General features: G+C 61.7%; 15 protein-coding genes. 10 read left to right on the top strand and 5 right to left on the bottom strand.

Annotated elements, in window-relative coordinates; translation table 11 throughout:
• Nucleotides 1–4: 4 nt before the first annotated feature.
• The gene (locus tag NCT03_RS27160; protein ID WP_250494584.1) at nucleotides 5–1,984 is read right to left on the bottom strand and encodes an MFS transporter; all 1,980 of its coding nucleotides are present in this window, start codon (nucleotides 1,982–1,984) and stop codon (nucleotides 5–7) included.
• A gap of 254 nt (nucleotides 1,985–2,238) precedes the next feature.
• On the opposite strand from NCT03_RS27160, the gene rtcA reads away from it, so the two are divergent.
• The 3 genes from rtcA to NCT03_RS27175 all read left to right on the top strand — a co-directional run bounded on the left by rtcA (nucleotide 2,239) and on the right by NCT03_RS27175 (nucleotide 6,173).
• Entirely contained in the window at nucleotides 2,239–3,264 is a 1,026-nt protein-coding gene (rtcA, locus tag NCT03_RS27165; protein WP_250494585.1) for an RNA 3'-terminal phosphate cyclase, read from the top strand.
• Nucleotides 3,265–3,529: 265 nt separating this feature from the next.
• Entirely contained in the window at nucleotides 3,530–5,299 is a 1,770-nt protein-coding gene (locus NCT03_RS27170; RefSeq protein ID WP_250494586.1) for a bifunctional alpha/beta hydrolase/class I SAM-dependent methyltransferase, read from the top strand.
• 223 nt (nucleotides 5,300–5,522) lie between these two features.
• Entirely contained in the window at nucleotides 5,523–6,173 is a 651-nt protein-coding gene (locus tag NCT03_RS27175; RefSeq protein WP_250494587.1) for a hypothetical protein, read from the top strand.
• Between the two features lie 271 nt (nucleotides 6,174–6,444).
• On the opposite strand, the gene NCT03_RS27180 is transcribed toward NCT03_RS27175, so the two are convergent.
• Nucleotides 6,445–6,819 carry a DUF4148 domain-containing protein gene (locus NCT03_RS27180; RefSeq protein WP_244830998.1) on the bottom strand — a complete coding sequence of 125 codons (375 nt, stop codon included), beginning with the start codon at nucleotides 6,817–6,819 and terminating at the stop codon, nucleotides 6,445–6,447.
• Nucleotides 6,820–7,035: 216 nt separating this feature from the next.
• On the opposite strand from NCT03_RS27180, the gene NCT03_RS27185 reads away from it, so the two are divergent.
• On the top strand, nucleotides 7,036–8,163 hold the full coding sequence (locus NCT03_RS27185; RefSeq protein WP_250494588.1) for a YbdK family carboxylate-amine ligase: 1,128 nt from the start codon (nucleotides 7,036–7,038) through the stop codon (nucleotides 8,161–8,163).
• 14 nt (nucleotides 8,164–8,177) lie between these two features.
• Here the strand turns inward: NCT03_RS27185 and NCT03_RS27190 are convergent, their stop codons facing one another.
• Together NCT03_RS27190 and NCT03_RS27195 are read right to left on the bottom strand one after the other, a co-directional pair.
• Nucleotides 8,178–9,518 carry a TldD/PmbA family protein gene (locus NCT03_RS27190; RefSeq protein WP_250494589.1) on the bottom strand — a complete coding sequence of 447 codons (1,341 nt, stop codon included), beginning with the start codon at nucleotides 9,516–9,518 and terminating at the stop codon, nucleotides 8,178–8,180.
• A complete protein-coding gene (locus NCT03_RS27195; RefSeq protein ID WP_250494590.1) occupies nucleotides 9,515–10,954 on the bottom strand; it encodes a TldD/PmbA family protein in 1,440 nt (479 codons plus the stop codon). Before NCT03_RS27195 ends, NCT03_RS27190 begins: the two co-directional genes overlap by 4 nt.
• Before the next feature lie 131 nt (nucleotides 10,955–11,085).
• Between NCT03_RS27195 and NCT03_RS27200 the strand changes: the two genes are divergently transcribed.
• A complete protein-coding gene (locus tag NCT03_RS27200; protein WP_250469393.1) occupies nucleotides 11,086–12,576 on the top strand; it encodes a mechanosensitive ion channel domain-containing protein in 1,491 nt (496 codons plus the stop codon).
• Nucleotides 12,577–12,660: 84 nt separating this feature from the next.
• The gene (locus NCT03_RS27205; protein ID WP_250494591.1) at nucleotides 12,661–13,362 is read left to right on the top strand and encodes a dienelactone hydrolase family protein; all 702 of its coding nucleotides are present in this window, start codon (nucleotides 12,661–12,663) and stop codon (nucleotides 13,360–13,362) included.
• A 99-nt stretch (nucleotides 13,363–13,461) separates the two neighbouring features.
• On the opposite strand, the gene NCT03_RS27210 is transcribed toward NCT03_RS27205, so the two are convergent.
• On the bottom strand, nucleotides 13,462–14,400 hold the full coding sequence (locus NCT03_RS27210) for a LysR family transcriptional regulator (protein ID WP_250469397.1): 939 nt from the start codon (nucleotides 14,398–14,400) through the stop codon (nucleotides 13,462–13,464).
• 192 nt (nucleotides 14,401–14,592) lie between these two features.
• On the opposite strand from NCT03_RS27210, the gene NCT03_RS27215 reads away from it, so the two are divergent.
• Genes NCT03_RS27215 through NCT03_RS27230 form a run of 4 tightly spaced genes read left to right on the top strand, consistent with a single transcriptional unit; the run spans nucleotide 14,593 to nucleotide 20,379 of the window.
• Nucleotides 14,593–16,638: a hydantoinase/oxoprolinase family protein gene (locus tag NCT03_RS27215; RefSeq protein WP_250494592.1), complete on the top strand. Its 2,046-nt coding sequence runs from the start codon at nucleotides 14,593–14,595 to the stop codon at nucleotides 16,636–16,638.
• A gap of 17 nt (nucleotides 16,639–16,655) precedes the next feature.
• Nucleotides 16,656–18,404 (top strand): hydantoinase B/oxoprolinase family protein, encoded by a 1,749-nt coding sequence (locus NCT03_RS27220; RefSeq protein WP_244830748.1) that lies wholly within the window; start codon nucleotides 16,656–16,658, stop codon nucleotides 18,402–18,404.
• Nucleotides 18,401–19,570, top strand: a complete 1,170-nt coding sequence (locus NCT03_RS27225; protein ID WP_250494593.1) for a CaiB/BaiF CoA transferase family protein — start codon at nucleotides 18,401–18,403, stop codon at nucleotides 19,568–19,570. The genes NCT03_RS27220 and NCT03_RS27225 overlap by 4 nt, the downstream gene beginning before the upstream one ends.
• Complete coding sequence (locus NCT03_RS27230; RefSeq protein ID WP_244830744.1) at nucleotides 19,567–20,379, top strand: enoyl-CoA hydratase-related protein; 813 nt, start codon at nucleotides 19,567–19,569, stop codon at nucleotides 20,377–20,379. Before NCT03_RS27225 ends, NCT03_RS27230 begins: the two co-directional genes overlap by 4 nt.
• Nucleotides 20,380–20,390: the final 11 nt, after the last annotated feature.

Here is a 20,390-nt window from a genome sequence, read left to right on the forward strand (position 1 = left end):
ATGCTCAGTTTTGCTTGCCCCGCATCGACATGATCGGTTTGGGCAGCGGGTCCTTACCGGTTTCACGCCATGCGCGCAGCGTATCGAGCGCGACTGAGTTGCGTACATAGCGATGCCATACGAAGGCGAGATCGAATATCAGAATGGCCAGCCACCACGCATAGAGAAACAGCAGCGCACCGATCACCACGGGCCATAACGGCTTGTTTGCGAGGTCGCCCCAGAGTCGCACGCCGACGATGAGGATTGTCATCAACGTGCCCGCCGCGACGAGCACGCGGCGTCCCCATCGCGGTTTGCGCGGCGCGAACCATCCCGTCAGCGCGACGATCAGCGCGGCCAGGGTGAACATGATTTTCCCGGTGAGCGCGCTGGGCGCATCGCCATCATGCGTGACTGGACTCGCGAGGAACTCGGCAACGCCATTCAGGATCACGAGCCAGAAGATGGCGACACCCGCGACGAATGCAGCTAGCGCGACGAGACGCCAACGTAGCCGTGCAACCGGATGCGTGGCGCCGCTCGCCTTGACGAGCCGCGGTATGCGTGCGGCCACTGTCGTGCCCATCAGAAGACACGCGAGCGCGAACACCGAGCGCGTCAGGTATATAAACGCTGGCGCCGTGCTTGCGCCGCCCGCACCTGAGGTGGCCGTGACTGCCTTGTAGATGAAGAACACGGCCATGAGATGAAGCGCGAAGCTGAGCAGATAAGGAATCGCCGTGCCGACCATGCCGCGTAACGGCAGATTGCCCGGCGCCTTCGCGGTGTTCTTGCGCAGCACCACGTCTTCGATGAAATGGCCGAAGACATTCGAGTCCGTCCAGTAATCCGTATGCGCCTTGCCCGGCAGCCAATAGCGCGAGAAGCCAATGTCGTGCTTGTCTGCATCGAACTCGAAAGCCTCGCAGCCGCGCTGTTGCAGAAAGTCGCGGGCGGTATCGAGCGCGAAGCCGACCGGATCGCCGAAGTCATAGTAGTTGCGCCAGCGGATACGCGAGGGCAGTGTCAACGGCCCGCCCGGACGATCGACTTGCGTGATGCACTCTCCTTGCACTTCGCTTCGAAGTTGCATGCCGTCCCAGAGTCTTGGCCACAAGAGGATGTGTTTGTCGATGGGTGAACCGATCGTCATGAAGCCGCGCAGACTCTGCACCCAGCTCGTATCGATGACTTGCTTGTGGTCTTTGGGGTCCGCTGCCGTCGGAGCGGAAAGCGCCTGCAGAATGCCCAGAAAACTGATCACCGTACCTTCGCTGTGCGCGACGATATACACCTCGGGCGGACACTGACAGCGCTCGGTGACGAGCGCGACGAGACGCTCCATCACGCGATGAAACCGGAACACGATGGTGTCGCGATGCTGCTTGAAATCCGCGACAAGCTGCACGTCGCCCACATAGTCGCGCAGCACGGGCGCCAGATCGAACTTGAAGATGCCGGCCTTCTCGGTCACGGCAAGCAGGCTTTGCATGATGGCGACGGTTTCGACCACTTCTTCCACCACACCCGCGGCGAGCGAGAAATCGGCTGGCTCCAGCTTGCGATCCGCGACGGTCAGCATGTATGCCGCCTGCGCGCGGCTCACGATGGACAACCCCCAGGCCTTGCTTTCTTCGAGCGTGTCGTCCTGTTTGACCACTTCGCGCGGGATGTCGGCCCAATACACTTCCGCGAAGCCAAGCGCGGAATAGAACTCGCGCTGCTCGGCGGTATAAGGACCGCCTTGCGGCAGATCGAGCTGGCGTACATCCACTTCGCCGACACCCGCGATATCGAAGTATCCCAACGGCATGACGGGCAATGGCGGATCGTAGCGTGCGCCGAACTGGCTCGCGACCGAACGCACGGTATCGCTGTGCAGTTGATTGCCGATGCCGTGTATCGCCACGACGATCTTCTGAACGCGCGGCTCCATGGGGAGGTTGGTGGCTTGCTCGGGGTTGCCCGAGTCGGAGGCGGCGGGGCGTGAGGCGTCGTTCATGGGCGTCTCCTGGCGTCGGGGCGCGGGCGCTTGCTGGCTGGACGATGCGGTACGGGCTGTTGCGCCAGATGGAGATTAGTCTATTTTTGTGCGCATGGCTTAGTGTTTTGCATTTTGTGTACCGGCGTGCTGTATGTTGCACGCAAGACCAAAGGTTGTCGCGCGCACGGAGGGTTGCAGGATCACGCTCCGACAGCGGAGAATGCGTGCCGCCGGGGTTTCGGAATGAATTCTAAATACCAAGTAACAAGCAAATGATTGAACTGGATGGATCGGCCGGCGAAGGTGGCGGCCAGGTTTTACGCACGGCGCTCACGCTTTCGCTTTTAACGGGGCAGCCTTTCGGGATCGGGAATATCCGCGCAAGGCGAAGTGAGCCAGGGCTGTTGCATCGACATCTCTTAGCGGTGGCGGCAGCGCAAGCAATATCCGGTGCGCAATGTTCCGGAGCAGAAGTCGGATCGCGGATGCTGATGTTCGCGCCGGGGCCGATCAAGAGCGGCGAGTACAGCTTCGATATCGGTACGGCGGAAAGCTGCACGCTCGTCTTGCAAACGATTCTGCCGGCGCTTTTATTCGCCGATAAAGCATCTACCGTGCGTATACGCGGCGGCACACACAATCCGATGGCGCCGCCCGCGCATTTTCTGCAACGCGCATGGCGTCGCGCGATGGGCGACATGGGCGCGGTCATCGACATTGAGCTCAAGCGCTTCGGCTTCTATCCGGACGGTGGTGGAGAGATTGTCGCCACGGTGCAGCCGTGCAAGGGCTTGCGTCCGTGCGAGTGGATGTCGCGTGGCGCGCTCGATACCGCGTATGCGGAGAGCTTTATCGCGGCGGCGCCCGCCGGCGTTGCGCAACATGAACTCGACGTGGTTCGTCCCGGCATGGGATGGGACGACTCGCAGCTGCTCGTGCGTGGTCTGGAAGCCGAACCGGGGCCGGGAAACGCGTTGCTCGTCACGCTCGAACATGCGCACGTCACCGAGGTATTTACGGCGTTTGGCGAACGCGCGGTATCGGCGGATAAGGTTGCGCAGACCGTGGTTCGAATGGCGGATCGCTATTTGGCATCCGCTGCGGCCATTGGCGAGCATCTCGGCGATCAGCTCCTGTTGCCACTCGCGCTCGCGGGCGGCGGCCGCTTCACGGTCGAGAAAATATCGATGCACGCAAGGACGAATGCGGAAGTCATCGAGCGCTTTCTGCCGGTGCGCTTCGAGTTCCATGAAGCCGACGATGCGACCGCATCGGTCGTCGAAGTCATGCGTCGCTGATCAGCGACGCATGTGAACGCTTCACATGCCCGAGCAACAATGCGGCGCACTTATTCGCGCGAGAGCGGCATTCTTTATGTCGATACCGCCATGACTATTCATTCGCATGGCACTCGGCGCTATCGACAGACTTCTTACGGGCAAACATCGGCGAAAGAATACTTCAGGCGCGTATCAAACGTATTCATGCGCGGTAGCGCCGGAGTGAAGCAGGTGCATTGAACTTGCATCTGCGAGCAAATCAAACACGAAGTTAAAGAGCACTATGACCAAACATACAATCAACGAGTCCGAATTCATCACGCACGACAGTGAGAAGCTTTTCTACCGTCATTGGCCGGCGGCGAAATCGCGTCGTCGTGGCGCAATCGTCTTGCTGCATTGCGGACACGAACATTCGGCACGCGTCGCGCATCTCGTCGATGAGCTGAAGTTGCGTGACTTCTCCTTCTTCGCATGGGACGCGCGCGGACATGGCAAGTCGCCGGGGCCACGTGGATATAGCCCGAGCGTGGCTGCGTCGGTGCGTGACCTGCAGTGCTTCATCGATCATATCCGTGATGCGCACGGCATTGCCGTGGAAGACATCGCTGTTGTCGGACAAAGCGTCGGTGCGGTGCTTGCAGCGACGTGGGTGCATGATTACGCGCCGCCTGTCCGCTGTCTCGCGCTGGCATCGCCCGCATTTCGCATGAAACTGTATATACCGTTTGCGCGGGCTGGCTTACGGCTCGCGCACAAGCTGCGCGGCTCGTTCCATGTGAAAAGTCTAGTGAGGCCCGAGCTGCTCACGCAAGATATAGAACGCATCGCGAGCTATGCGGCCGATCCGCTCGTTACGCGGCCGATCGCCGTCAACATGTTGCTGGATCTGCACGATACGTCGAAGCGTATCGTCGACGATGCCGCTGCCATCACCGTGCCTACGCAAGTGTTGATTTCAGGTGCGGACCGGGTCGTGCAGCGTGCGCCGCAGGACCTTTTTTATGATCGGCTGCGTTCGGCTCGCAAAGAGCGCGTCGTGCTGCCGCGTTTTCGTCACGATACGCTAGGCGAGCGGGATCGCGCCAAGGCGCTGGAACCATTGCGCGCATTTATCTTGCGTGAATTCAATGCGCGCAGCCCGCGTGTATCACTCGTTCACGCGAACAAGCGCGGACCATTCCGCGACGAGTACGAGGCGATGCTGAAGCCTCCAACCAAGCCGTTCGAACGTTTTTATTGGTGGATGAACCGGCTGGCGCTGAGGGCGGGCGGGGCGCTTTCGGAAGGCATCGCGCTTGGTCTTTCGCTTGGGTTCGATTCGGACGCGACGCTCGACTATGTCTACCGCAACGAGGCACGTGGATGCGGTGGCATCGGACGTCTCATCGATCGCTTTTACTTGAATGCGCCAGGGTGCAAGGGTATGCGGCAGCGCAAGACGCATATCGAAGCGCTCCTGGGTCTGGCTATCGCGCGGCTGGTTCGTGAGGGCTCACCCGTGCGTCTCGTCGATGTCGCGGCCGGGCATGGACGCCACGTGCTCGACGCGATAGCAAATTCAACCGACGACGCCAACGTGACCGTCGATCGCATCGTGCTGTGCGATGTGAGTGCGATCAATGTCGAAGCGGGACGTGCTTCGATCGCACGGCGGGGACTCGAGTCGATCGCCCGCTTCGAGCACGCCGATGCCTTCGATGAAGCGTCGTTTACCACGCTCGAACCCCGTCCGACGCTTGCCATCGCGGCGGGTTTATACGAGCTTTACGGCGACAACGCGGTGATCGAACGCTCGTTGCATGCGCTTGCGCAAGCAGTGCTGCCGGGCAGTTATCTCGTCTATACGGCACAGCCGTGGCATCCGCGACGCGAATTTATCGCGCGTTCGTCGAGTACTCATCGCGGTGAGGCAAGCCGGGTCATGCGGCGTCGCTCGCAGGCCGAGATGGATGAACTCGTCAGGCGCGCAGGTTTCCGCAAGCTGGAACAGCGTATCGATGAAATGGGTATTTTCACGGTGAGTCTTGCGCAGCGGGAAGCGAGGCAATGAACGATGCGGCGGTCGCTATCGCTGCGCTGCTTTGTGCTGGCGTGGAGTGACTGTTGGCATCGCGGTGGCGTTTAGCGGACTTTGAGCGTCGTGTAAAGTCGTCGCCTAAGCCACCTTCGCGGGCTAGTGCAAGCGAACAGTGCACAATGACGCCAAGAGCGACTTTAACCGCGCGCGAATGAAGCACCGTCGCTAGACAAGACCCCTTGCCGCAGAGAGACAAATGAAGAAAGGAAAACCCAAGCTCACCCGCGACGACGCCGAGCGTCTCTTCGAAGGTCTGCCGAAATCCAGCACGAGCGAGCGTAAATCCGGCCGGCCCGAGAATCCATTCGAAGCTGGCGCGTTCGAGCCTGTCGAGCGCATCGACGAAGAAGCCAAGCTCTGGAAAGACAACCTGATCACGCTGCCGATGGCGGTCGAGCTGCCCGCTGGCTATGAATCGGTCGCACGCATGCGCGATGCGATGGCACGAGCATGGCGCCTGAGATGGGTGAGGGAAAGCGGTCACGAAATCGTGACGGAATTTCCTGAAGGATGGTCGGCACTTCGCCCGGAGAGCGGTCCTATCGAAGTGCGAGATCCGGCGGGCGTGGTGCGCGCCGTGTTTGGTTGGGCCAAGGATGCCGAGTTGCGAATCTTGCCGCGATATTCCGTTGAATCGCAGACCAACGGTTCAAATGGGCTGGGCAGTTTGCTCGTCCGCGATCGATCGAACGGTCAAATTCTCGAAAGATCGTCGACCTGGTCCGCGCAAAGTGGCACTAACCATCCCGATTGGACACGGCTGTCGACGTGGCTCAACTCGAATTATCCATTCCATCGCGATCCTTTACGGTACTGGGCAGACTGCGAGGGCAATCTTCAAGGCTGAGACGCGGCTTGGCGCTTGATCGAATTTCTTTAGGGAATATCTTGCGACCTGTACGAGCGCGTCTTGCCGGGACACGCTAAGAAAGCACGCGCTTGGCAATAAAGCCCACGCGCCAGGCAAACGAAATCAAGCTATTTCGCTTAGCGCACAAAAAAGCCCAGCCACTAAGCGCTGGGCAATCCAGTGATTGAAGGCCACCGGAGGAGGATCTTGGAGACGAGGCGCACAAGACGATTGCGCGCCAGACCTTGAACGAAAACAACTGAACAGATTAGGAGCCAAAGAATACAGGCTTCATGCCGTCGTTGGCATCCGGACGGACGGAAGCGCTGATCTTGTGTCCCACGCGAGCCACTGCATGGTCGAAATTGCGCAGCGTATGGTGTGCGCCCGAAGCCGATGTGCCATCCGCGGCGCCGCCGACATCCGTTGCGTTATTGCCTTGGGCGTTCACACGAGCTTCCGCGGCTTGAATATTGGCCGGATATTGCGTTTGATCGCCGGTGGGGTTGTAGCCGGCTTTTTCGAGTTGAACCAGTTGCGCCTTCACTTCAGCGCGAGTCACCGGCTGGTTCGTTTGAGCGAACGACGACACGGCAGGGATTGCAAGAGCAGCGGCAACGATGAGCGATTGAACGAGTTTCATGATGCTTATCTCCAGGCTTCGTTTTTGCGCAAACACCCGTTTGCGTTTCAGTGCTTGAAGTCTAGGCGGCACGTGCTTGGGAATTAAGTGCGGACTGAACAAGTAATTATTGTTAAATACGCGTTAACCCTCAATAGCCGATGACGCCGTTGCATCGGACGCGCTCGCGTAAAATCGCCTTGCCGCCGTTCTTTCGTTCGAATGACAGGACACCCTATGTTGCAGCCGTTTGCATCATCAGAACCGTTCACGATTGGCGTCGAACTGGAAGTCCAGGTCGTCAATACGCATGACTACAACCTGACGAAGGCGACCACGGAGTTGTTGAACCGCGTTCGAGAGGAAACCTTCGCGGGGGCCATCGACCCCGAGACGACCGAAGGGATGATCGAACTCTCCACTGGCGTGTGCCGGAACTTCGACCAGGTCAGTAACGAGTTGCAGGTGCTTCGCGATACGCTCGTTCGCGCCGCCGACTTTCTCAACGTCGGCGTATGCGGTGGCGGCACCAACTTCTTCCAGAATTGGTACGACCAACGTTCCGATGGACGCGAACGCTCCGAATATCTCATGGGCTTATACGGGGCGCTTTATCAGCAGTTCACCATCTTCGGTCAGCACGTGCATGTCGGTTGCCCGGACGCCGACTCGGCGCTCGTCCTACTGCACTCGCTCTCGCGCTACGTCCCGCACTTCATCGCGCTCGCCGCTTCTTCGCCGTTCGTGCAGGGCAGCGACACGCAGTTCCAGTGCGCAAGACTCAATTCGGTCGCGCCGTTCCCCTTGTCGGGCCAGGCGCCCTTCGTGACGGAGTGGAGCGAGTTCGAACAGTACTTCGAGCGCATGACCAACACGGGTCTCGTCAAGAGTCTGAAGGACTTTTACTGGGACATTCGTCCGAGTCCTGGATTCGGAACGATCGAAGTACGCGTCATGGATACGCCGTTACGCGTGGAACGAGCCGCCGCCATCGCAGCTTACATTCAGGCGCTTTCGCGCTATCTGCTGATCGATAAACCCTTGACGCTGAGTGAACGCGACTACGAGGTTTATCGGACGAACCGGTTCATGGCTTGCCGCTTTGGTCTGGATGCAACATGCGTGAATCCGGAGACGGGGCAAAGCAAACCGATCAGAGACGACATCCTCGCCACGCTCAATGCGATCAGCGGCCACGCTCAGGCTCTCGGCGGCCAAGCAGGCCTCGAATCGATCAGGCGTGCGGTGACGACCGGCACGAGCGATGCCACGTGGTTGCGCCGCGTCTATGGCGCGCATGACTCCTTGCATGAAGTCGTGCGGCAGCAATGTCAGATATGGCGTGGCGCGCAGACGCTCGAATGAACTCAAGGCAATGACTAAAGCGTTAGCCTGAAACCGCGCACCAGCACTCCTGGCAATTGCAGGCCGCCTGTCGAACGTTCGCCCCACGTCGAGTCGTTCAACAGCAGTTCGGGCGTGGCGCCTATCCGGTCGAGTTCGCTTCCTAGCAGCCGATAAAGGCTGTCGTCGAAGCGCATGGCTTCGATGGGCGCGACGATCTCGCCATGCTCGACCCAGAACGTGGCAAAGCGCGTCATGCCGGTCATGCGGCAATCCATCCGGTCGGAGAAGTTCACGTACCACAGGTTGCCGACATAAAGACCGGTGTCGAGCGCGGCGAGCACGTCGCTGTCGGCGAGATCGCCGCCTTGCATCGAAAGCGATATGGGCATCTCATTCGCGGGCGCGCCGTTGGGACGCAAGCCGTATTCGCGGGCCGTGCGCGCGCTGGTGAGTTGCTGCGCGCCGCGGCCTGCTCGAATGAGCGGGACGGTCTCGCGCTCGTAGCCGTCTTCACTAAAGCCCGGTGTAATGCCGAGACCGATGTCTTCGGTGAGCGTGACGCGTTCGTCCAGCGAAGCCTCGCCGCTATTCAGGCGATGAAACTCGCTACGCGATGTTGCCTGCTTGCGTGCCGAAAACGCCGTAAAGGACGCCGTGCCGATGAGTTCGGCAAGCGCGGCCGGCGCGAGCCATGCACGATAATTCCCCGGCGCAAGCGTGCGCGCGGGCCGGGCCAACACCGGCATGCGCGCCGCGGCCTCTTCGACTTTTCTTGCGAAGACTTCGTCGCTCCATTGCTCGCCCGCGTAGGTCGTCTTGATTGCGCGTCCGCTTGCATCGTAAAGCGACCAGCTGAAGTTGAAGTTGTCGAGTTCATGCCAGTCACGGCTCCCATTCGACGATGCAAAGCCGCGCGCCATCGATCCACCGGCATAGAAGCCGACGAAGTCGAGCCGTGCCGCGCATCGTTCGACCACGCTCAAGAGCGATTCGATCTCCGGCAGCGTGCCGCGTCGTCGAGTGGCCTGGGTCCATGTCGCCGTATCGACGAGCAAATGCGGATCGGCGCTGGCGTCTTCGAGCGCGGCCCGCAGCGCGGCGAGCGTCCCGGCGATGGCTTCGTCGTCGGTATGCGCGTCGCCGCTTATCGTGAGCGTGGAATAGGCCTGGCGCTCGTTCCTGATGAGCCGCAGCGTCAACGCGCCCTGCGAGACGTGCCCGATCTGACGGACCTTGCTTGCATTGAAGCGCACGAAGTCCGATTCCTCGGCGGCAAGTGTGGTCAATGCCACTTCGCCTGTGACGAGCCGACGCTCGACGACATCCGCGAGCCGCATGAAGCGAAGTTCCCAGTTTGCCGCGGCGGCTGTCATCGCGTGCCTCCGAACACATCCACGTTGCTGAACACGCATGCAGGCGATGCATGGCCCACGCGCACGATCTGCATTGGCTCACCCTTGCCGCACATTGCCGTGCCGTAGATGCCGCGCGTTGCTTCGTTGCCGACCGCGACCAGGCTGCGCCAGAAATTCGCCGAAATGCCGCGATAGCCCGGTTGGCGAACCACTTGCGTAAGCCGGCCATTCTCGATCAGTTGCCCGAACTCGCAGCCGAATTGAAACTTGTTGCGATAGTCGTCGATGGACCACGAGGTGTTCGTGCGCATCAGAATGCCCTGTTCGATGTTCGCGATCATCTCGTCGAGCGTACTCTCGCCAGCTTCGATATTGAGGTTCGCCATCTGGTCGATAGGCGGGCGGTTCCAGCTCGATGCCCGCGAATTCGCGACCCCGCCGATGCCCGCGCGTTGTTGCGAGAGCGTGCCGCCGAGCGCGCGTTCGAGCACGCCGTTGCGGATCAGATGGTGTTTGCTCGCAGCGGCGCCGTCGTCGTCGAATGCGTAGGTGGCGACCTCAGCGGCCACGCCGGGATCGAACGTCACGTTCAAGAGCGGCGAGCCGTATTGGTAGGTGCCGAAGAACTCGGGCTTCACGAAGCTCGATCCGGCGAAGTTGCGTTCGTCGCCGAGAATACGGTCGAGTTCGAGCGGATGACCGATCGACTCATGGATTTGCAGCATCATCTGATCGGGCATGAGGAGCAGGTCGCGCACGCCGCTCGGGCAGTTCGGCGCGGCGAGAAGCGCGAGCGCTTCGTTGGCCAGCCGCTCGCCGGCGCCATCGAAAGCGAAGCGATCGAGGATTTCGACGCCGCCTTGCGCGATGGTTCCGTAATCGCCGCCCAGCGTGCGGACCTGCGTATCGCCGTGGGCGTGCGCCGCGACCGCCAATTGCGGCATGGCGAACCGGAAACGCTGCTCGATGCGAACGCCGTCGCTCGTGATCAAGGTTTGTTCGCTTTCGATGACCTGCATGGACGCGGTGCGCTCGACGATACGCGGGTCGATGCTCGCCGCGGCGCATTCTTCCGCGAGCCGTTCAAGCCATTCGCGCCGCGCCGGCAGCGTGGCCTCGATGCCGGGCGACGCGTATTCGCCGCTTTGCGATGGACGCGCGGCGAGCCTATGATCGACGAGCGAGACGCGTGCGCTTGCCTTGGCGCGGCGCGTGGCGAGGTCGAGCGCCGCCTGCAAGCCAGCCGGGGACAAGTCGGCGGTCGCCGCATAGCCCGCGCCGGCGCCGTGCCATGCAGTGAGCATTGCGCCGCGATCGCGCGCGGTGCGAAGTGGCTGGATCACGTCGTTGCGAACCTTGTGATCGTCCGTGCGTTCATCGACGAAGCGCACCGAGTGGAAGTCCGCTTCGCTGGAAAGGGCGCGAACGTGCTCTTCGAGTGATGGACCGTTCATATCGCTTCCGTGTTTTTACCGTCGGGTGCGCAAATGCGTGCGCAGGCAGCGTTAATATGCCATGGCACGGACCAACGCACGCGCGTTTGCGGATGTGTATCCTCTCGATGTCGTCATTCGAGGATGCCCCTGTGAAATACCCACTCATACTGGGCTTCGCTATCGTCGCGCTGGATGTCGTCGTGTGGCGCGCGCGTCTGCCCGCGCAAGACCTCGCGCGGCTGTTCATACGGCTCGCGCTTTTCGTCGCGTTGAGCTGGGACCTCTTTTCCTCTGACCTGAATCCGTTCACTCAGGCGCCTTACGCTGCCGTCGTCGAATTGCACTGGCTTGGACAAGTGCTCGAAATCATCTGGTGGCTGACGGGCGCGCGGTTGCTCACGCTTTCGCTCGACACCTTGCTTTTGCCGCGCGCCTGGCGCAAGCAGCGGCTATTTTCAGATGTGTTCGGTGCGGTGGTCTTTCTCGCAGCGGCCGTGGCAGCGCTCGGCTTCGTGCTCGAATTACCAGTGCGCGGGCTCGTTGCGACGTCGGGCGCGCTCGCCATCGTGCTCGGTCTCGCCATTCAAAGCACGTTGAGCGACGTGTTCGCGGGCATCGTGCTCAACACCACGGAGCCTTATTCGGTTGGCGACTGGGTCTTGATCGATGACGTCGAAGGCAAAGTGATCGAAATGAACTGGCGCGCCACGCATTTGCTCACGGGCCAGGGCAATACGCTTATCGTGCCTAACGCGGTTGCATCGAAAGCCAAGATTTCGAATAACAGCAGGCCGGCGAACATCCACGGAATTTCTCTCATTCTCGAGATCGATCCCGAAGCCCGGCCAAAGACCGTGCTCGATGCCTTGGGCCGTGCCCTGACCGGCTGTAATGTCATTCTCGACAGCCCCGCGCCTTATGCGCGGATGAAGCGCGCCACGCTCAATTCGGTGCAATACGAAGTCGTGGCGTTCGTCGATGACATGAACAAGAAGTCATCCGTGTCCAACGAGTTGTTCGATCTTTGTTACCGGCATCTCGCGGCTTCGTCCGTGGCGCTGCGCGCGCTCGGCATTCCCGCGCCCGCCGTGACCGCGCACGATGCACGAGAGGCCTTGCTCAGACGCGTGAGCCTGTTCGACAGTCTGACGAGCGATGAAATAGAGCGGCTTGCCAAGCGGCTCTTGCGGCACGAGTATCAGGCAAGGCAGCAGATACTCGCGCCTGACACGGTGCCCGACAGTCTCTCTATCGTTCATTCGGGTGTGCTGTCGGTCACTTATCACGAAGCGACAGGAGATCGCGAAGTTGCCCGCGTCGGTCCTGGAGAGGCCTTCGGGGAGGCCGGGCTGCTTGCTGGTTTGCCGATGCACGTATCCATCTCGACGCTCACACCCGTAGTGCTATATCAACTCGGTAAGGACGATATGACGTCGTTCCTGAAAGATCATCGGGACGTCGCGAAGCAGTTGTGTCAGCTCCTCGCTTATCGTCAGGACAAGCTCGGCCAGTTGACGAATCCCATGCCGGTGGAAGAGGAAAAAGGCACATCGCTGTTTCAGTGGTTGTTGGACAAGGTCTGGTTTCGGCACGCGTTGCAAGAAGCTTCTCAGGTCAAGCAGACCGACAAGTCCGCTTAGAAGAGGCGTTTGAGCGAAGACACGTAGTCGCGTTGAACGAGGCCATCCGTTGGCATCTTTTGAAATCTCTTGGAGAGGTATCTCATGGGCGAATATAGGCAACTGCGTACCGACGATGGCACCTTCGCCGTTTATGTCGAACTTCCCGCCAACACGCCGGCGCCCGCCGTCGTGGTGCTGCCTGAAATTTTCGGCATCAACGCGGACATGCGGGAAACATGTCAGGAGTTGGCGAGGCAAGGATTCATCGCGCTGTGTCCCGATCTCTTCTGGCGGCTCGAACCGGGCGTCGAATTGAATAGCTGGTCCGAGGAGGAATGGAAAAAGGGCTTTGCGCTCTATCAGGCATTCGACATCGATCTGGGTGTTCGAGATGTCGGCGCCACGGTTGCCATGGGACGTGCCTTGCCCGAGTCGAACGGCAAGTGCGGGTTGATGGGCTTTTGCCTCGGCGGTCTGATGACTTTCCTGACGACCGCACGCGAGGGTGTCGATGCCGCCGCGGCTTATTACGGCGGTCAGACTGATCAGTACTTGGGCGAAGCAGACAGCATACGAGCGCCGATGATCATGCATCTCGGTACCGAAGACGAATTCATATCGACGGATGCACAGGCCGCAATCAAGGCGGCGATGAAAGACAGGACGAATGTGACGGTGTACGCGTATCCCGGATGCAGTCATGCGTTCGCGCGGCACACAGGTTTGCATTACGATGCGGCCGCGGCAGAGCTTGCGAATGAACGGACCTATGACTTGTTTCGGCGCGAGCTGGCGGGGACTTGAGTTGTCGGGCTGCGTGTTGGTGGAGGTCTTTGGCATCGGTGGAAATGTTCGCCATCATCGCCAGGCACACGCACTCACCGCACGGCTTCGACTTACCACTTACGCCATTGCGTCCCGCTTCGCGACACACAACTCGATGAACCGCTGCACCGGCTGCGTAAGCGTCGCCCCACGCCGCGTGGCAATTCCATAAGGCGCGCCTGTCCTGTCGATTCGTATGGGCAGCACCGCCACCAGTCCATGTTCCTCGAAGTATCTCGCCACCTTGAGCGGCATCAATCCCACCGTCCCCGCGCCGGAGCGCAAGAGCGACAAGGTCGCGAACGTCGATGACGTCTCGATCGCATAGCGCGGGAAGGGCACTTGCGCATCGTCGAATAGCTGTTCGAGAAGCGAGCGCATTGGCAGGGTGGCCTGAGGGACGATCCACGGATTCTCGCCGATGCCCGCGAACGTCACGTTCGCGTCCGTGGCCAGCGGGTCCGCGCCATCGACGACGAAACACACTTCCTCCACTTCGAGCGGAATGAAGTCGTAAGCCTCGGGATGAACGCTGATGCTCGGCCGACCGATCACGAGATCGAGCAGCCGCTGATCGAGCATCGACAAGAGCCGCGCACTGTTGTCCTCCCAGACCTCGACGGAAATATCCGGCTGAATGCCCCGCAACTCTCGCAGCACGGGCGTGAGCCATACGGGGACCGAGCCCATGACCGCGCCGACCGCGAGCGTGCCGCCGCCGCCGCGCAAGAGGGCCGCGAGTTCATCGCGTAATGCGCCGATCTCCGAACGGACCGCGCGCGCATGGCGAATCACACAGCGGCCGAGTTCGTTCGGCACGATGCCGCGCGGCGAGCGCGCGAAAAGCTCCGCGCCGAACAAAGACTCGATCTCGCGCAGCGACTTGGTCGTGGCGGGCTGTGAAAGCGAGACCTGATGCGCCGCCTTGCGCAGCGAGCCGTGGTCGTCCAGCGCGATCAACAACGCAATGTGATTGCCGCGCAATCTACGCAAAATCGCATCGATACTGGTTATCACCGATATAACTCCAGCCTGTCACCTGATCCGAAGGTTTCATTATCTGGCCAGGGCGTTCTCTCCCTACACTGGCTCAGACGTCGCCGCCAATGCTCGGCCACGCGGCTCGATCATAGCCGCATTGATCGACGAACGAGCAAGCGAACAAGCGGGCGGCGTGACGAATCATGCATCCCTATGGAGAGAAGCAAATTGAAAAGAATCGGTATCGACGTCGGCGGCACCTTCACCGATGTCGTGATGGTGGATGACCAAACGGGGCAAATCTGGTCGACCAAGGTGCCGACGACGCCGAAGGATCGCGTCGTCGGAACGATCGAAGGCTTTCTCAAGATTCTGGAGCTTTCAGGCACGCAAAGCGAAGACGTCGCCTTTCTCGGCCACGGCACGACGATGGCGACCAACATGGTCGTGGAAGGCACGGGCGCTAAAACCGCACTCGTCACGACGCGCGGCTTTCGCGACATCCTCGAACTGCGGCGCGTGTCGCGTCACGACCGCGCGGATCTATACGATCTGCTGTTCGACAATCCGCGTCCGCTCGTCGAGCGGCGCTGGCGGCTCGAAGTCGGCGAGCGTCTGCGTTACGACGGCAGCATGGAAATGTCGCTCGATCACGCCGGACTCGAAGCCCTTGCCGCACAGATTCGCGAGTCGGATATCGAAGCCGTCGCCGTGTGCTTCCTGCATGCGCATGTGAATCCGCAGCACGAGCGCGAAGCCGTCGATACGTTGCGCCGCTTGCTGCCCGACCGCTTCATTTGCGCATCGCACGAGGTCAATCCCGAAGCGATGGAATACGAGCGCACGAGCTCGACCGTCATCAACGCAATGCTCGGTCCGGTCTGCGGCCGGTATATCGGCAGGCTCATCAACACGCTCGCGCAACACGGCTTCGCGGGCAAGTTCCTCTTCATGCAGTCGAACGGCGGTCTGGCAAGCCCCGCGATGGTCGCCGACAAGCCGATCGTGCTGCTCGAATCCGGTCCCGCGGGCGGCGTTTCCGCGGCCATTCGCAACTGCGAGAAAAGCGATCTCAAGAACGCGATTCTCGGCGACATGGGCGGCACCACGTTCGACGTATCGCTGATCCGCGAGTTTCGGCCGGAGCTGCGCAACAAAAGCCTGCTGCATACCTATACCGTGCGCTCGCCCAGCATCGATATCGACTCGGTGGGCGCGGGCGGCGGCTCTATCGTCTGGATCGATGCGGGCGGCGGCGTGCGGATCGGTCCCGAAAGCGCGGGCGCCGATCCGGGCCCTGCGTGCTATGGGCGCGGCGGCACGCGTCCGACCGTGACCGACTGCAACCTCGTGCTCGGCTATATCGATCCCGACAGCTTCCTCGGTGGCGAATTCAAACTGGACGCACAGGCGGCGTGGCGCGTGGTCGAAGAGGTCATCGCCAAGCCGCTCGGCGTCTCGGTGCCGGAAGCTGCGCAAGTCGTGCGCTCGGTGGCCAATGCACTGATGGCCCAAGCCATCCGCATCATGACGGTGGAACGTGGCTACGATCCGCGCGAATTTTCGTACATCTGTTACGGCGGCGCGGGGCCGGTGCACGCGGTCGATCTGGCGCACGAGATGGGCATTCGAAGAGTCGTGATTCCGCCGCTGCCGGGGCTTTTCAGCGCATTCGGCATGACGGTCGCGGACCAGCAATACGACTATCAGCGCCCGCTGGAAAGCGATCTCGCGTTGATCGACGACGCCACCTTGCAGCATGCGCTCGACGAACTCACCGCCGAAGGCATGCAAGAGCTGCAACGTCATGGTGTCGATGCAGACGGCGTGAAAGTGGTGCGTCTCGCGGATTGCCGCTATGCCGGTCAGCCCGATGTCATCACCGTCGAAGTGCAGGGCGATGCACAAGGCATTCGCGCCGCGCTTGCGCAAACCTTCGAAACGGCGCATCAGCGGCAATGGAATTTCATCAGCAAGGACAAGCCGGTCGTGGTCGCCAACGTGCGTCTGCAACTCGTCACGACGACGGGCTGGCGCGGCGGCGTCGCAAGCAGCAAGGGCGGCGCGATGCCGAAGCCGGTGCGTACGCGCGAGGTCTATTTCGACGGCGGCGTGCGCACGCTTCCCGTGTTCGCGCGCATGGAGATTCCCATAGGCGCGACGATCGAAGGGCCCGCCGTCATCGAAGAGCACAGCAGTTGCGCCGTGCTCAAGGCGTCGCACGTCGCGCGCGTCGATCCCGATCTGAATCTCGTCATCGAACTGGCAGCCTGATATATACGGACATCCTCATGGATATTGTTACTTACGAAATCATCCGCAGCAGTCTCTTCGCCGTCGCGCGTGAAATGAAGATCGCGATGATGCGCACCGCCGGCAGCCCGCTCATGCATGCGAGCGGCGACTCGTCCGCCGCGATCTTCGACGCCGACATGCAGCTCGTCGCGCAAGGCAACGACATTCCGACGATGCTCGGCTCCGCCGTCATCTCGACGCGCGTCTCGGTGGAGGCGATGGGACGAGAGAACTTGCGCCCCGGAGATGTCATCGTCAGCAACGACGCGTATGTCGGCGGCGGCAATCATCAACCGGACGTGCAGTTCACGCGTCCCGTTTTCGCCGATGGCAAGATCGTCGCCTTCGTGATGACGCGCGGCCACTGGACCGATATCGGCGGGCAGTCTCCGGGCAGCTATACGGTCACCACATGGGACGTGTTCGCGGAAGGTATCCGCATTCCGCCGGTGTTTCTGTATCGCAATGACGAGCCTGTGCAGGACATGCTCAACCTGCTCACGCGCAATAGCCGCAATGCGCACGAGTTACGGCTCGACATTCAGGCGCAATACGCGGGCACGTTCGTCGGCGATCGGCGTATCGGCGATCTGGTTGCGAAGTATGGCGCCGATGCCTTGCGCGACGTGATGAGCCAGAGCCTCGATCACTCGGAGAAGCTGATTCGCGCGGAAATAGCGCGTATTCCCGATGGCGTCTACGAAGCCGAGGAGTATCTCGATCCGATCGAAGCGCCGGGCTGGAAACAGGAGCGTCCGCTTCTCAAGGTCAAGGTGACGAAGACGGGCGATCACATCACGTTCGATTACACCGGCACCGGCGCGCAAGTGCGCGGCGGCATCAACTGTCCGCTGTCGGTCACCTGCAACAGCACCTGGTTCACGGTAAAGGCGCTGACCGACCCGGGCATTCCGATCAATCAGGGTTGCTATCGACCGGTGACGATCATCGCGCCCGAAGGCAGCGTGCTGAACTGCCGCTATCCGGCCTCGGTCGTGTCGGGCAATACGGAAACGTCGCCACGCGTGATCGATCTGCTTCTGAAGGCACTCGCGCCCGCGGTGCCCAAGCGCATCACGGGGCAAAGCAACTGCGCGTCGTGCGCGGGCATCTTCAGCGGACGCGACACGGACCCGGCGCGCATTGGCCGCACCGGCCAGGAGTTCGTCACGATGCACGACGTCCACGCGGGCGGCATGGGCGCGCGCGCCGAGAAGGATGGCGTGAGCGGTGTGCGTGTGTACGTGGGCAACGCGGGCAGCCAGTCCATCGAGATGATCGAGGCGACATCGCCGCTCGTCGTCGAGGAATGGTCGCTCGTGACCGACAGCGGCGGCGCGGGACGCAGACGCGGCGGCCTGACGTCGCGGCGCGTCTATCGCGTCGAATACGACGAGGCGACCTTCACCGTCTCCGGCGAACGCGGACGCTCGGCGCCCGAAGGCCATTTTGGCGGGATGGCGGGCACGCGCTTTCAATGCATCGTGCAGCGGGCGGACGGCAGCGAGCACGCGGTCGCGGCGAAGGGCGGACAGACGGTGGTGTATCGCGGCGATCGCGTGTCGGTGCAGCCGGCAGGCAGCGGTGGTTATGGCGATCCGCACGAGCGCGATCCGTTGCTCGTGGCAGCCGATATCGCCGATGGCTACGTCAGCGCCGAAGCCGCCGCGCAACGTTACGGTCCGAGCGCACAGCCGGCAGCGGAAGAGCCAGCAGTCGCATCGCTCGCGGTGGCGGCGGAATGAGCGCGGGCGAAGCCATGAGCCCGACCTTGCCGCTCGCGGGCGTGTGCGTGGTCGAGATCGGCCATAGTCTTGCCGCGCCCTATGCGGGCATGATCCTCGGCTCGTTGGGCGCGGAGGTCATCAAGATCGAAAGCGCGGAAGGCGGCGACTATGCGCGCGACTGGGGCCCGCCCTTCGTCGATGGCGCCGCCGCGCTGTTTCATGCGGTGAACCACGGCAAGAAGAGCATTGCGATGACGCTGTCGAATCGCGACGACGCGGAGGCATTGCGTGCGCTGATCGAGCGCCGCGCCGATGTCGTTCTGCAGAATCTCAAGGCCGGCGGCACGGAGAAGTACGGCCTAGGCGGCGAGCAGATGCTGCGCATGAAGCCCTCGCTCGTCTATTGCAATCTCGGCGCGTTCGGCACGGCGGGACCGCTGCGCGACAAGCCCGGCTACGATCCGCTCGTGCAGGCGCTCTCGGGTCTCATGAGTTTTCTGGGTCAGCCGGGCGAGCCGCTCTCGCGCATACCGGTGTCGGTCAACGACATGGGCACCGGCTTGTGGGCGGCAATCGGCGTGCTGGCCGCGCTCTTCCGACGCCAGGCGACGGGCGTGGGCGAGGTCGTCACCGTGTCGCTGTACGAAACCGCGATCAGCTGGGCCGGCATTCAGATCGCGGATTATCTCGCCTCAGGCGTGCTGCCGGGCCGCTGGGGATCGGGAACGGCTGCGATCGTGCCGCATCAGGCGTTCGAATGCGCGGATGGCACGATCATGGTCGCGGCCGGTAACGACCGATTGTTCCGCCGCCTCTGCGCCGTACTGTCTATCCCGACACTCGCCGACGATGCGCGCTTCGTGACCAACGGCGCGCGCGTGAGCCATCGCGTCGCGCTCATCGACTTGCTGCATCTCGAGTTTCGCAAGCACGGCACCGCGCACTGGCTCGAAGCGCTCGACGGGGCGGGCATTCCGTGCGGGCCCATCCAGACCATCGATCAGGTGGTCGCGCACGAGCAGACGAAAGCGCTCGACCTCTTGCGCACGACCGACGATGGCGCGGCCACGGTCGTCGGCGTGCCGATATCGTTCGGCGGGGCACGGCCCGCGCATGTGGGCGTCACGCCCAAGCTCGGCGAACATAACCATCTGTTGGCGAAGACGCCACTGGAGACATCTTGAAACTCGCATCGCAACTTGGCGGCGCGCTCGACACGCTGTCGCTCGAAGACATCGATCAGCAAATTCTCGTCGTCACCCTGAACCGCCCGAATGTGTCGAACGCGATCAGCACGACGATGGGACAGGAGATCATTCGCGTTTTCGGCGCGCTTGAAGCCGATCCCACGCTCTATCGCTGCGTCATTCTGACGGGCGCGGGAGAGCGTGCGTTTTGCGGCGGCGCGGATCTCAAGGAACGCGAAGGCATGACCGACGAGCACTTCGGCGTGCAGCACTATCTGTTCGAACGCATGAACCGCGCGATCACCTATTGCCCCGTGCCGATCATCTGCGCGGCGAACGGCGCGGCGGTCGCGGGCGGGCTCGAACTGCTGCTCGCCTGCGATTTCGCGTATGCATCGGAACATGCCGTATTCGGCTTCACCGAAGTGAAGCGCGGCATCATGCCGGGCGGCGGCGGCACGCAGCAATTGCCGCGCACCATCGGCGCCCGCCGCGCGAAGGAACTGATTTTCCGGGGAGCGAAATTCACGGCGCAGGAAGCATTGGCGTGGGGCGTCGTCAATCGTCTTTGCGAGCCGGGCCGCGTGCTCGCCGATGCCATCGACGCCGCCCGCGACATCTGCACGAGCGCACCGCTGTCCGTCGCGCAAGCCAAGAAGGCGGTCGACCTCGGCATGCAGGGCGACTTGCGCACGGGCCTTTATCTGGAAATCGAAGCCTATAACCGGCTGATTCCGACGGCAGACCGTCTAGAAGGCATCAGCGCGTACAACGAGAAGCGCGCACCGCGATTCAAGGGCGTTTAGTTCGAACGCAA

The organism is Caballeronia sp. GAWG1-1, from assembly GCF_023631465.1.
Classification (GTDB): Bacteria; Pseudomonadota; Gammaproteobacteria; order Burkholderiales; family Burkholderiaceae; genus Caballeronia.